At 63.4% G+C, this 12,003-nt stretch carries 12 protein-coding genes; 4 read left to right on the top strand and 8 right to left on the bottom strand.

Translation table 11 applies throughout. From position 1 onward, the window contains the following. The first annotated feature begins 21 nt into the window (after positions 1-21). Both KUW62_RS07560 and KUW62_RS07565 read left to right on the top strand, forming a co-directional pair. The gene (locus tag KUW62_RS07560; protein ID WP_224814883.1) at positions 22-1,335 is read left to right on the top strand and encodes a sodium:proton antiporter; all 1,314 of its coding nucleotides are present in this window, start codon (positions 22-24) and stop codon (positions 1,333-1,335) included. 84 nt (positions 1,336-1,419) lie between these two features. Then, entirely contained in the window at positions 1,420-2,163 is a 744-nt protein-coding gene (locus tag KUW62_RS07565; RefSeq protein ID WP_224814884.1) for a DUF2306 domain-containing protein, read from the top strand. A 4-nt stretch (positions 2,164-2,167) separates the two neighbouring features. Here KUW62_RS07565 and KUW62_RS07570 read toward each other — a convergent pair whose 3' ends face one another. From KUW62_RS07570 to KUW62_RS07580, 3 genes are read right to left on the bottom strand one after another with little or no spacing between them, the layout of a single operon-like run. After that, complete coding sequence (locus KUW62_RS07570) at positions 2,168-3,385, bottom strand: multidrug effflux MFS transporter (protein WP_224814885.1); 1,218 nt, start codon at positions 3,383-3,385, stop codon at positions 2,168-2,170. Between the two features lie 37 nt (positions 3,386-3,422). Then, positions 3,423-4,085 carry a DsbA family protein gene (locus tag KUW62_RS07575; protein ID WP_224814886.1) on the bottom strand — a complete coding sequence of 221 codons (663 nt, stop codon included), beginning with the start codon at positions 4,083-4,085 and terminating at the stop codon, positions 3,423-3,425. After that, positions 4,082-5,554 (bottom strand): class I adenylate-forming enzyme family protein, encoded by a 1,473-nt coding sequence (locus KUW62_RS07580; protein ID WP_224814887.1) that lies wholly within the window; start codon positions 5,552-5,554, stop codon positions 4,082-4,084. Before KUW62_RS07580 ends, KUW62_RS07575 begins: the two co-directional genes overlap by 4 nt. A gap of 67 nt (positions 5,555-5,621) precedes the next feature. Between KUW62_RS07580 and KUW62_RS07585 the strand changes: the two genes are divergently transcribed. After that, positions 5,622-6,248, top strand: coding sequence for a helix-turn-helix domain-containing protein (locus KUW62_RS07585; protein WP_224814888.1), 627 nt, complete (start codon positions 5,622-5,624; stop codon positions 6,246-6,248). Positions 6,249-6,278: 30 nt separating this feature from the next. On the opposite strand, the gene KUW62_RS07590 is transcribed toward KUW62_RS07585, so the two are convergent. Genes KUW62_RS07590 through KUW62_RS07605 form a run of 4 tightly spaced genes read right to left on the bottom strand, consistent with a single transcriptional unit; the run spans position 6,279 to position 8,981 of the window. Continuing rightward, entirely contained in the window at positions 6,279-6,626 is a 348-nt protein-coding gene (locus KUW62_RS07590; protein WP_224814889.1) for a hypothetical protein, read from the bottom strand. Positions 6,627-6,685: 59 nt separating this feature from the next. Beyond that, positions 6,686-7,735: a patatin-like phospholipase family protein gene (locus KUW62_RS07595; RefSeq protein ID WP_224814890.1), complete on the bottom strand. Its 1,050-nt coding sequence runs from the start codon at positions 7,733-7,735 to the stop codon at positions 6,686-6,688. Beyond that, positions 7,725-8,153, bottom strand: coding sequence for a pentapeptide repeat-containing protein (locus KUW62_RS07600; protein ID WP_224814891.1), 429 nt, complete (start codon positions 8,151-8,153; stop codon positions 7,725-7,727). The genes KUW62_RS07595 and KUW62_RS07600 overlap by 11 nt, the downstream gene beginning before the upstream one ends. A 42-nt stretch (positions 8,154-8,195) precedes the next feature. After that, positions 8,196-8,981, bottom strand: coding sequence for a 3-hydroxybutyrate dehydrogenase (locus KUW62_RS07605; protein ID WP_224814892.1), 786 nt, complete (start codon positions 8,979-8,981; stop codon positions 8,196-8,198). A gap of 326 nt (positions 8,982-9,307) precedes the next feature. Here KUW62_RS07605 and KUW62_RS07610 point away from each other — a divergent pair, with 326 nt between their 5' ends. After that, positions 9,308-11,113 (top strand): extracellular solute-binding protein, encoded by a 1,806-nt coding sequence (locus tag KUW62_RS07610; protein ID WP_224817068.1) that lies wholly within the window; start codon positions 9,308-9,310, stop codon positions 11,111-11,113. Positions 11,114-11,284: 171 nt separating this feature from the next. Here the strand turns inward: KUW62_RS07610 and KUW62_RS07615 are convergent, their stop codons facing one another. Then, positions 11,285-11,992 carry a DUF502 domain-containing protein gene (locus KUW62_RS07615; RefSeq protein WP_224814893.1) on the bottom strand — a complete coding sequence of 236 codons (708 nt, stop codon included), beginning with the start codon at positions 11,990-11,992 and terminating at the stop codon, positions 11,285-11,287. Between the last annotated feature and the right edge of the window lie 11 nt (positions 11,993-12,003).

Genomic DNA, 12,003 nt, shown 5'->3' on the forward strand with positions numbered 1-12,003 from the left:
CGCGGAAGGGGTGGCCCGCATATGATTGACGATCGTGACGTATTCTACACTGTCGCCGGGTTGGCGTTCCTCGGGCTGACCCTGCAACCCGCCTTGTCAAAATACCGCCTCGCCAATTTTCCGTTGATCTACGTCGCGTGCGGCGCGCTTCTGGCTTGGATCGGGCTGCCCACGCTCGATCCGCTGGCGTCGGACCTGCAGGCGCGGGTGTTGGAACATATGTCCGAGTTGATCGTCATCATCTCATTGGCCGGTGCAGGCCTGGCCATCGACGCGCGCCTGACCTGGAAGAACGGCAACGCGGCGTATCGCCTGCTTCTAGTCACCATGCCGCTGACCATCATTGCGGTGGCCTGGCTGGGAATGTGGCTTCTCGGCATGTCGCTTGCAGCCGCGATGCTTCTGGCCGCAGCCCTCGCGCCGACCGATCCGGTCTTGGCGCGGTCCGTGCAGGTGGAGGCACCGGGCAAGGGTGAGACGCCGATGCAACTGGCGCTCACGACCGAGGCGGGCCTGAATGACGGGCTGGCCTTCCCCTTCATCTACCTTGCGATTTCCATCGCGCTTTACGGGGCGAGCCAGGGTCAATGGCAGGACTGGATCTGGGACTGGCTCAGCTTCGATTTCGCCTACAGGGTCGCGGCGGCCATCGTGGTGGGATACGCTGTAGGCTGGATCCTGACGCGCTTCGCAACCTCGCCCTGGGGGGATGCAAGCAACGGCGCGTGGAATTCCATCATCATGGTGCTGGGTGCCACGATGCTGTCCTACGGCGTTACCGAAGCGGTCGATGGATACGGGTTCCTGGCGGTTTTCGTGGCGACGCGCGCCGGGCGATCCCATACACGCGACACGGATCAGGAAAACTACGAGAAATTCGTGCATCACGGGGCGGATCAGCTGGAATCCATCCTGCTGGCGCTCCTGCTGATCTGGCTGGGGATGTATGCGGCCTCGGGCGTGTTGGACGGGATCGGCTGGCGGGAATGGGCCCTGGCCTTGCTGCTTTTGTTGGTGGTGCGGCCCGCCGCGGGGTTCCTCGCCATGGTCGGGCTCCGATGCGATGACCTGTCCCGATGGAAGGTCGCGGCCTTCGGGATCAGGGGGATGGGGTCGATCTTCTATATCGCCTATGCCCAGAACCACGCCGATTTCGGCGCGGATATCGAAGGGGTGTGGGCCGCGGCGATCTTGACCATCTTGTTGTCGATCGTGCTGCACGGCTTTGGTGCCAGTTTCACAATCGGGCAGGAGGAGACGGCGGATACCGACGATGAGGGCGGCGAGGTTCATCCCTACAAGGCCGCGTCCGAGGGGCGCAGCGCCGCCGAGTGAGCGCGCTGCCATTGAGGTGGGCGAACGCTTCTAGTATGACCCACATCAAGGCGCAGCCAGTGCGCCAGTGGCAGAGCCCTGAGCATGACAGACAAATACCAATCCGGTCCCAATCCCACCCCGCGGCGCGAGATGCCGCGATGGGGTTGGTACGCGTTTCTGCTCTTCTCCGCCCTGTCCGCGGCATCGGCCTTCAAATTCGTCCCGCCCGGCTTGATCCACGGCGTCTTCGCCCATTGGGGGGAGGGGTTCTGGCCCACATGGGGCGCGTTCGTATACGAGGGGATTTCGCGCGGTGCGGACCATGTTGCCTACCACATCGAAAACGTGGGCTCGATCCTTGCGGTGCATATGGTGGCCGGTGGCCTTGCGGTCCTACTTGTGCCGCTGCAGGTCAGCCGGATGTGGCGCCGCGGCGACCGACGCAAGCACGTCTACCTTGGATGGGCGCTCGTTCCGATCGTCACGATTGCCGCACTGACGACCCCGCCCATCAGCTTCAACATGGCGCTTCCCTTCTGGTCGGAGGCAGGTTTCGCGCTTGGCTCCGTGGCATGGTTCGGCGCATTGGTCATGGGCATGTGGTACATCCGGCAGCGCGACTTCGAATATCACCGGCGCTGGATGGTGATGATGGCCGCGCTCAGCTTCGGGGCCGTGTCATTCCGCCTGCAATTGCCGATCCTGCGGCTGTTCTGGGACATGGATGTGGTCTTCCCGTATCTCGGCTGGACCTGCTGGGTGCCGAACGTGATCGTCGTGGCACTGTGGTGGCGGTCGCTGGACCGTCGCCGCGCGCAGGCGGGCGCGACGGCCCCGGCCGAGTGACCCCTCAGAGCTTTTCGCGCGGCATGTAGCGCATGGCGAACGCACCGATGCCGCACAGGATCGCCGTGGCGACGGCCAGCGGCACCGCGCTTCCGTCATAAAGCTGTCCGATCAGGGCCCCGAGGACCGCGCCGCCGATGGTTGCGAAGGATCCCATCAACGATGCCGCCAACCCCGCAATGTGTCCCAACGGCTCCAGCGCCAAGGCGTTTAGGTTGCCGATGGTGAAGCCGAGGGTTGCGAAAACCGTCACGCACCAAAGGAAATACACCCAGACCTCCGCCCCAAGCGGAAGGCCGATAAGCAGAAGGCCAATAACGGTGGCGGCAATCGCCGTCTGAACGACAAGGGCGCGCCGCACCAGCGGGCGCATGCCAAGCCGCACGACGAGCCTGCCGTTGAGCGGGGCGGCGGGCGCCGACAGGATCGCAATCGCGCCGAACAGCCACGGAAACGCGGCCTCCATCCCGTAGGTCAGGTCGAAAATCTGCTGGATGGACGAGATGGTCCCGAAAAGGAACCCGAAGATCAGGGTCTGCACGCCGATCGAAAACTGCATTTGCCGATTGGCCAGGGCCTCTTTCGTGCTGGCCCACAATTGCCGCGCATTCAGGGGTTTGCGCGCGCGCGGCGGCAAAGTCTCCGACTGGCGGAGGGTCAGCCATCCGACGGACAAGGTGATGAACAACACGAATGTCAGAAAGATCGTGCGCCAATCGAAGGCGGCGATGATGCCCGCACCGATCAGGGGGGCAATCGTGGGGAACAGCGTGAAGACCAGCATCGCGAAGGACACGATCTTTGCCATATCGCGCCCGGAATAGAGGTCGCGGACCAGCGCAAGCGAGACAACGCGCGGCCCGGCGGCCCCGAAGCCCTGAAGAATGCGCGCGGCGACCATCAGCTCCATCGTCGGCGCGAGCCACGCCAGAACCGCCCCGACCATGTAGAGACCCGCAAAGACCAAGATGACCGGCTTGCGTCCAAAGGCGTCGGACAGGGGGCCGGTGACAAGCGTGCCCAGGCCCATGCCAAGGATAAAGCTCGTCAGCACCAATTGCGCGTAGGTCGGCTGTGTCGGGGTCAGCTCCGCCGCGATGTCGGGCAGGGCGGGCAACATCGCGTCGATGGAAAACGCGATGGTGGCAAACAGCATTCCGATCAGCGCCACGAACTCCACCTGCGACAGGCGCGGCGGCGCGGAGATGCGCGTGTCGTTCATGGTGTTCGTCGCATATGCGCGCGATGTATTTGCCCGCTCACGCGTCGGAGCCTTCGGATGTCGCCTTGGCCAGCTGTGCGTTCAGATCGTCGATGATCGCCACCCATTGCTCGGGCGGCTGCGCACCGGGCACCGCGTGTTGCGACGCGACGATGAACGTAGGCACCGCTTGAACGCCTCGGGACCGGGCATGGGCGTCGCGGGCCTGCATGTCCGCGGCGTCCGCGTCGCTCTCGTATAGCTTCGCGATCATGTCACGCTCCAGCCCCACGCTCTCGGCGATGTCCAGAAGCGTCGGAACATCCCCGATATCGCGTCCGTCAATGAAATAGGCCCGGAACAGCGCCAGAACGGTTGGTGTCTGCCGTCCCTCGATCCCCGCCCAATGGATCAACCGATGCGCGTTGAGCGTGTTGGCCGTGCGCGTGATCCCTTCCAGGTTCAGGGAGAGTCCAGCTTCTTGTGCCTTTTCCGCGACCGGCGCATAGGCACGCACGGCGTTTTCCTTGCCGCCGAACTTGCCCTCCAGATAGGCGCGGCGATCCATGCCTTCCGGTGGCATGTCGGGGTTAAGCTGGAACGGATGCCATTCGATCGTGAACGGATGATCGGGACGGGATTCCATGGCACGGGCCAGATTGGTCCAGCCGATATAGCACCACGGGCAAATCGGGTCGGATAAGATGTCGAGCTTGATCATGTCAGATCCTTCACAAGGGCGGGCAGGGCGCGGCGGTCCAGCTTGCCATTTCCGCCGCGCGGCAACGCGTCGACGCGGAGATAGGCGCGCGGGTGTTTGTGTCTGGCGAGGTTCGGCTCCGCAAAGCGTCGCAGGTCACCCTCACTGGCAGTGCCGGAATAGGCAAGGGCAAGAAGGGTCGTTTCCGGGTTCGGTTGGATCGTGAGCGCCGCACATTCCGTCAGCCCCGGCGCGCCATCGAAGGCCGCCTCGATTTCCGCGGGCGCGATACGGAAACCGCCAGCGGTCAGCACATCATCGGCGCGTCCGTGATAGGTGAACGCCCCGTCCGGGCGGCGCGTGACCAGATCGCCGCTGACGAAATACGCGCCTGTCAGGGGCAAGTTCGGGCGCCCTCCCGCCTCGATATATCCCAGCATCAGCCCCGGATCGGAACGATGAATCGCCAGATGGCCCGGCGTGCCGTCCGCAACGGGTTCACCTGCGTCGTCCAGAACCGCAAGCTGGCGCCCTGTCTGCGCATAGCCGATGCACCCCTCGGGCGCTGGCCAGGTCGGGGAGCCGCTGAGAAACGTAGAGCATTCCGACATGCCGAGTGCTTCGTGGATGTCGGTTCCGGTGGCCGTCTGCCAGCGGGTGCGGAGAGACGGGGGCAAAGCCTCCCCCGCCGACAGCGCGTGGCGGAGCTTGGGCAGTTTCGGCAGATCGTGGGCAAGGAGCTTGCGGAAGATACCCGGGCTTCCGGCAAGGATCGACGCATCGTGGCGCTTGGCAAGAAGCCCCAGCATCGCGGGGTCCGTGCCGGCGGCAGGCACAAGCGCGGTGGCCCCAGCGGCCCATGGATCCAGCAATCCGGTGCCAAGTGTGTAGGTCCAGTTGAACGCGCCCGTGTGCATGAGCCGATCATCCGCGCGCAGGTCGTACCAATCGCGCCACATCATGCGCCGCGCCCAAACGGCGCGGTGGGCATGGCGCACGGGCTTCGGGCGACCGGACGTGCCGGAGGTGAACACGACATAGGCCAATTCATCGGCCAGCGTCTTCCACCACGGGCTTTCCGGCCCGTCGAGAATGTCGACGCCGTACACGGGCACATCGATCTTCGGCAAGGCGATTCCCGGTTCGGCCAGGATAGCGTGGGGCGGAAGGCTTTCTGCGACCCGCGTGATCTCCGGGCCGGTCAGGGCGGCCGATGTCGGCATCGGCACGATCCCTACGCGGATCGCGCCCAGAAACGCAATCGGGAAATGCGCGCTGTTGCCCATGCGCAGAAGCAAGCGATCGCCCGGCGAAATGCCCGCCGCAAGCATCCCACCTCCCGCGCGCGTCACCGCCTCCGCCAGACGGGCGTAGGACCAGCGTTCGGCCCGTGAGGGGCCAAGGATCGCCAGGGCAATCTTCTCAGGCTGCTTGTACGCCGGGGCCAAGACATACTCGGACAGGTTGAAGGGATCGGAAGGAAGCTCCATGGCCTTTGGCCTATGCGCGCACGCGCGCTGTTGCAAGCGCGGCCCGGCCTGCGGTAGGGCACGGACCATGAGCGATCCGACGTCTCAACCAAGCCTGATCCGATTGGCCCGCGCCTCCGGCGAAGAAGCCCGGGCCACACCCGTCGATTTGGGTCAGCGCGTTCGCGAGTTGCGCAAAGCGCGCACGTGGACGCTGGAACAAGCGGCGCAGGAGGCCGGGTTGGCGCGCTCAACCCTCTCCAAGATCGAAAACGGGCAGATGTCGCCGACGTATGAAGCGTTGAAGAAACTCGCCTCCGGCCTCGGCATGTCGGTCCCGCAGCTCTTTACCCCGGCCGACACGCCCCAAGCGGGCGGGCGCATGGCGACGTCGCGGCGGGGGGAAGGGACGCCTCACCTGACCACCACTTACGAACATGAATTGCTGGCCGACCAGCTGACCCGGAAATCCATGCTGCCCTACCGCGCGCGTATCCGAGCGCGGTCCTTCGAGGAATTCGATGGCTGGATCCGCCACGAGGGCGAGGAATTCCTCTATGTGCTGACCGGGCGTGTCCGCCTCTTCACCGAATTCTATCAGCCGGTCGACATGGTCCGCGGCGACAGTGCCTATTACGACGCTGGCATGGGACACAACGTCGTTTCCATTTCCGACGACGATGCGGAAATCCTGTGGGTCACGTCGATGGCCTAGCCACGTTTACCGCGCCGCGATAGCCCGATCTCAGGCGCGGCGACGGGCAGGCTCTTCCACCGTTTGATCATCCCCGAACCGCGCATCGTCGGAATAGACGTCTTCCTGGGCGGGCACGTATTTGCGGCTGTTGAACATCGCCACGTTGTCTTGTGTCGGATGGGTCCGCGCGTCGGACGGCATCGGGCCTTCCAGCCAATCGTCCAGAGCCTCGCGCGCTTCGGAGTGAGACAGGTCATGCTCATTGGCGATCGCAACTTCCAAGGCGCGGCGCTGGCCATCCGCAGCGATCAGAATGTCGTCCGTCAGATAGGGAAACCGCGCCTTCAGCGACGCAAAGACCGAGGGCCAGTTGGCAGTGACGTCATTCCATTTCATGGGGTTTCCCTTTCCTGTTGCACAGGCGGGAAACGCGACACGGGCCTCCGGGTTCCGCGCTATCCGAACATTGCGCGCAAATCGACGGTACTGTCCTCGCCGATCCGGTCGATATCCTCGCGCAGGAACGTCTCCGCTGCGTCCCGGCCCGCAACGCGTAGTTGATGCAAGATCTGCGGTGTTGCCACCAGTTTCGTCGCCACCGACAATTTGCGCATCAGCGCATCGTCGGCGATCATGTGGATCAGGACATCCTTCATCCGGTCGCCGTCGATCAGATCGCGGTGCAACAGCCGCTGCACGAATTCGATGGCGCGCAATTCGCGCAGGAGCGAGGTGTTGAAGCTGATCTCGTTGACACGGTTCTGGATCGCGCGCGCCGTGGTGGGCACCTCGTCGCGGTAAAGCGGATTGATGTTCACGATCACGATGTCGCGCGGCAGATCCGGCGCAAAAAGCGGGAAAAGCGCCGGGTTGCCGGTATAGCCGCCGTCCCAATAGGCCTCCAGCGTGCCGGTCACGGGATCTTCGATCTCTACGGCGCGGAACATGGTGGGCAGGCAGGCAGACGCCATGATCGCACCGGGAGAGATTTCCGGCCCAGTAAAGACGCGGATCTTGCCCGTGCGGACATTGGTTGCGCAGATGTGGAAGGCCGGGCCCTCTTCACAGCATATCGTGTCATAGCTGAAATCGGCCACGATGGGTTGCAGAGGGTTCTGGTAAAACGGGCCGCTGGCATAGGGGCTGACCATGCGGCTGATCGTGTCGCCGACTGCGAAGGGCAGGGAGGTTTCGATCGCCATACTGACGGCCTGGGGGGAAAACGTGTTGAGCCAGGGCGCGAAGGCATCATCCGTGATCGCACCGACCTGTTCCCAGACCTTTTCCAGCGTTTCCAGGGCCAGCGCCCGGGACCCCTGGGACAGGCCGGATTTCACCGCCACCCCGTTCAACGCCCCCGCCGACGTGCCGGAGATCGCGGCGATCTCAACCTCGGGGTTCTCCAAAATGGCCTCAAGCACACCCCAGGTGAACGCGCCGTGCGCGCCGCCCCCTTGCAACGCAAGGTTGATCGGTTTGGCCGCGGCCATTGCCTTACGCGCCATGGGTGTCTTTCCAAAGCGTCAGAAGATCGCTGACCAGAATGCCGTCGATCTTCATGTCGGTGATGTTTGCGTTGGCGATCTCTGCCCCCGTCAAGTTCACGTTGGACAGGTGGAAGCCGGTCATGTTGACGTTGCTGATGCGCGTGTCGGTCATGTTGGCGTCGGTGATCTTGAGCCCGGTCAAATTGGCATAGTCGATATGGGCCTGCGCCATGTTGACGTCATGAAACCTCGTCTCGGTCAGGTTGACGTTCTCGAAGGCCAGACCGGTCGCATTCACGTCTTCGATATGGGCATCCATCAGGTGGCTGTCGGTGATCCGCGCGTCCTTGAGGCTGACCCGGACGAAGGTGGAGCCGCACAGAAACGTATCCTCGATCTCCAGCTTGTCGCGCCGGGCCTCGGGTTGATCGGCCATGGGGAAGCTCCTTGAATGAGGGTTCGTATGAGGTGGTGCAGGTCACAAAGCGGTCCAACCGCCATCCACGCTGATGGTCGTGCCGGTAATCTGGTCGGCAGCGGGAGAGCAGAGGAAGGCAACGACGCCGCCCAATTGCTCCGTCGTGGCGAATTCCTTGGAGGGTTGGCGCTCTAGAATGACTTTCTGGGTCACTTCCTCTTCCGTCATGTCGTATTTCTTGGCGGTGTCGGGGATCTGTGCCTCCACCAGCGGCGTCAACACGTAGCCGGGGCAGATCGCGTTCGCGGTGATCGGCTCCTTCGCGGTTTCCAACGCCACCACCTTGGTCATGCCCACAACGCCATGCTTGGCGGAGACGTAAGCCGACTTGTAGGGCGACGCGGTCAGCCCGTGGGCGCTGGAGATGTTGATGACGCGCCCCCAGCCTGCGTCACGCATCATCGGTAACGCGACCGCGGTGGTGTGGAAGGCCGAGGACAGCATGATGGCGATGATGGCGTCCCATTTCTCCACCGGGAATTCGTCGATGGGGGCCACGTGCTGGATACCGGCATTGTTGATCAGGATATCGCAAGCGCCCGCCTGCTCGATCAGCGCGCGGGCCGCTTCGCCCTTGGACAGGTCCGCCTGAATGTAGCGCGCGTTCACGCCATGGGCCTCCGCGATCTCGCGGGCCAGTGCGTGATCCTCGTCCCGGTCGGTGTAGGAGTTCAGGACGACATCGGCGCCCGCGCGCGCCAGTTCCCTTGCGATACCGAGCCCGATGCCAGAATTCGAGCCGGTGATGACGGCGGTTTTGCCGGAAAGATCGGTGATGATCGCCATGGGTGAATGCTCCGTTCGTTCGATTTGCCCGCACGGTAATGCTGCAGGTGCGAGATGAACAGGGCGGAGCGCCACATTCCCGGATGCCCGGAAGACAACCGGGCGCGCGCGGCGTTCGTGTGCTGGGAGCGGGACAAAAAAAACCCTGGCACAAGGCCAGGGTTAAGTCATTGAGGCAGGTTTCATACAGGCAAGAAACCTATCGAGCAGTGACCCCTTTATAAGCAATGACTTGGCCCTTGTCCAACCGAAAAGTTTGCCCTTCCCGGCAGGCAGGGATAGCCTTGATCCATAACAAAATCGAGCCGCAGGAGGATTGTTCGCAGATGCAGACGAATTGTTTCAGGAAAGGTGCGGCACTTGCGGCGCTGACACTCGGTCTGGCCAATATGGGCTTGGCGGACGCCACCCATGGTGTCGCGATGTACGGGGAGCCGGCGCTGCCGGCGGATTACACCCATCTGCCCTATGCGAACCCCGACGCGCCCACGGGCGGACGAATCGTCACGGGCGAGGTTGGTTCCTTCGATTCGCTCAACCCGCATATCCGCGAAGGCTCCGTCCCCTGGCAGCTGCGATTCCTCGCCTACGAATCGCTGCTTGGCCGGTCCTGGGACGAGCCGTTCACGCTTTACGGCCTGCTCGCGGAATCCGTGGAGATTGCGGACGACAACACATGGGTGGAATTTACGCTGCGCCCGGAAGCCGCGTTTTCCGATGGCAGCCCCGTCACGGTCGAGGATGTGATCTGGTCCTACGAGACGCTCGGGACAGAGGGCCATCCTCGCTATCTTGGCGCGTGGAGCCGGGTCGAAAGTCTTGAAGCCGTGGGCGAGCGCACCGTGCGTTTCACCCTGGCGGAAGCGGATCGCGAATTGGCGATGATCATGGGCTATCGCCCGATCCTGCAAGCCGCCCAATGGGAGGATCAGGATTTCTTTGAAAGCGGCCTCGACACGATCCCGATCACTACTGCCCCCTACATCATCGACGATTTCGAGGCCGGGCGATATCTCTCCCTGCGGCGCAATCCCGATTACTGGGGTGCGGACATTCCGTTCCGGCGCGGCACCAATGTGATCGACGAGATCCGCATGGAGTTCTTCGCCGACGGCACCGCGATGCGGGAGGCGTTCACCTCCGGCATTGTCACGACCATGCGGGAAACGTCGGCACAGGCCTGGGCGGAGGATTACGATTTCCCGCGGGTTCAAAATGGGGAGGTCGAATTGGCCGAAGTCGCCCACCAGCGGCCGTCGGGCATGACCGGGTATGTCATGAATACGCGCCGCCCGCTCTTCTCCGACTGGCGGGTGCGCGAGGCGATGATCCAGGCGTTCAACTTCGAATTCATCAACCAGACCGTGAATGGTGGGGTGGATCCGCGCATCACGTCGCCGTTCTCCAACTCGCCCCTGTCAATGGAACCGGGGCCGGCTGAGGGGCGGGTGGCCGAATTCCTCGAACCGTTCGCGGAGGATTTGCTGCCGGGCGCGATCGAGGGTTATGAATTGCCCGTCTCCGACGGATCGGAACGCAACCGGAGCGGTATCCGGCGCGCCATCGAGTTGATGGAGGAGGCGGGATACGAGCTGGTTGACGGGGTGATGACCGGCCCCGATGGCCCCGTGACCTTCGAGATCCTGTTGCAGACCGGATCGTCGGAAAATGACGCGATCACCAACATCTACACCGAGGCGCTGGATCGGCTTGGCATTGATGTGGAGGTCACGCGGGTTGACAGTGCCCAGTTCCGCGAACGGCGCGATGTCTATGATTTCGACATGATCTACTACCGCTGGGGTCTGTCGATGTCCCCCGGCAACGAGCAGCGCAACTACTGGGGCTGCGAGGTGGCAGAGCAGGAGGGAGGTCGTAACCTCCACGGCGGTTGCAACCCGGCGATCGAGGCGATGATCGACCAGCTGCTGAATTCCGCTGACCAGGCCGATTACCGTGCGGCGGTTCAGGCGCTGGACCGCGTCCTGATTTCGGAACGCTACGTGGTGCCGTTTCACCACAACCCGATCAGCCGCCTGGCCTTCAACGCGGAGCTGAACTTCCCTGACTATATCCCGATTTACGGGGACTGGATCGGCTGGCAGCCGGATGTCTGGTGGGTCGAGGAATGAGGGGGGGATAGGCGGGGCGCGCCGGGCGTACCGGCGCGACGGTCTTCAAGCGAGGGGCCAGCCCCTCGCGCTCCCCGGGATATTTTTGGCACATGGAAGACGGGGCCGGGGGGAAACTGGCAAGCGGCGGTGGCGCGCGTTAACCTTGATGGAGTGTGACTTGCGGCGCGGCTATTCTGCCGCGTCCGGCAATTGCTCCGTCGGCCGCGTCGGGTCTTGGGAATTGGGATAGACGAGACCCGCCGAGATGATCAGCTTGGCCGAATCCTCCACGCTCATATCCAACACGATCACGTCCTTCTTGGGGATGAACAGCAGAAACCCGGATGTCGGGTTGGGCGTGGTGGGCAGGAAGACCGACACCATATCCTCGGGCGCGCGGGCCGCGATTTCACCCTTGGCAGTGGTGGAGATGAAGGCGATGGCCCAGATCCCCTTGCGCGGATACTCGACCAGGCACGCCTTGTCGAAATTCTGCTGGCCCTGTTGCAGGATCGTCTCTGCGATCTGCTTCAGGCCGGAATAGAGCGTGCGGATCAGCGGGATGGACAAGACAAGCGATTCCGCCCACCGGATCATCGACCGCCCGATCAGCCCCTTGGCCATCCACCCCACCATGATGGTGAAGAGCAGGAACGTCACCACGCCGATGCCGCGGATATTGATCTCGATCCCCGTCCAGCGGTTGATGAGCATCGCCGGGTTATAGGCGTCGGGGATGAACGGCAGGACCCATGAATCGATCCAACCCGTGAGCGACCAGATCAGCCAGACCGTGATCCCGATCGGCGCGATCACGATGAGCCCCGTCAGGAAGCTCGACCGGATCGAGCCGAGAAAACGGCGCTTCGGGGGCTGATTGGGATCAGGCAGTTGCATGGGGTCGGCGG

Origin of the sequence: Hasllibacter sp. MH4015 (assembly GCF_020177575.1) — a bacterium.
Lineage (GTDB): Bacteria > Pseudomonadota > Alphaproteobacteria > Rhodobacterales > Rhodobacteraceae > Gymnodinialimonas.

Coding starts and splice junctions, on each gene's coding strand:
- KUW62_RS07590 (WP_224814889.1), bottom strand. CDS start 6,626: ATGAAATGGAATGACGTCACTGCCAACTGGCCCTCGGTCTTTGCGTCG.
- KUW62_RS07605 (WP_224814892.1), bottom strand. CDS start 8,981: ATGGCGATCATCACCGATCTTTCCGGCAAAACCGCCGTCATCACCGGC.
- KUW62_RS07565 (WP_224814884.1), top strand. CDS start 1,420: ATGACAGACAAATACCAATCCGGTCCCAATCCCACCCCGCGGCGCGAG.
- KUW62_RS07610 (WP_224817068.1), top strand. CDS start 9,308: ATGCAGACGAATTGTTTCAGGAAAGGTGCGGCACTTGCGGCGCTGACA.
- KUW62_RS07615 (WP_224814893.1), bottom strand. CDS start 11,992: ATGCAACTGCCTGATCCCAATCAGCCCCCGAAGCGCCGTTTTCTCGGC.
- KUW62_RS07570 (WP_224814885.1), bottom strand. CDS start 3,385: ATGAACGACACGCGCATCTCCGCGCCGCCGCGCCTGTCGCAGGTGGAG.
- KUW62_RS07595 (WP_224814890.1), bottom strand. CDS start 7,735: ATGGCGCGTAAGGCAATGGCCGCGGCCAAACCGATCAACCTTGCGTTG.
- KUW62_RS07580 (WP_224814887.1), bottom strand. CDS start 5,554: ATGGAGCTTCCTTCCGATCCCTTCAACCTGTCCGAGTATGTCTTGGCC.
- KUW62_RS07585 (WP_224814888.1), top strand. CDS start 5,622: ATGAGCGATCCGACGTCTCAACCAAGCCTGATCCGATTGGCCCGCGCC.
- KUW62_RS07575 (WP_224814886.1), bottom strand. CDS start 4,085: ATGATCAAGCTCGACATCTTATCCGACCCGATTTGCCCGTGGTGCTAT.
- KUW62_RS07560 (WP_224814883.1), top strand. CDS start 22: ATGATTGACGATCGTGACGTATTCTACACTGTCGCCGGGTTGGCGTTC.
- KUW62_RS07600 (WP_224814891.1), bottom strand. CDS start 8,153: ATGGCCGATCAACCCGAGGCCCGGCGCGACAAGCTGGAGATCGAGGAT.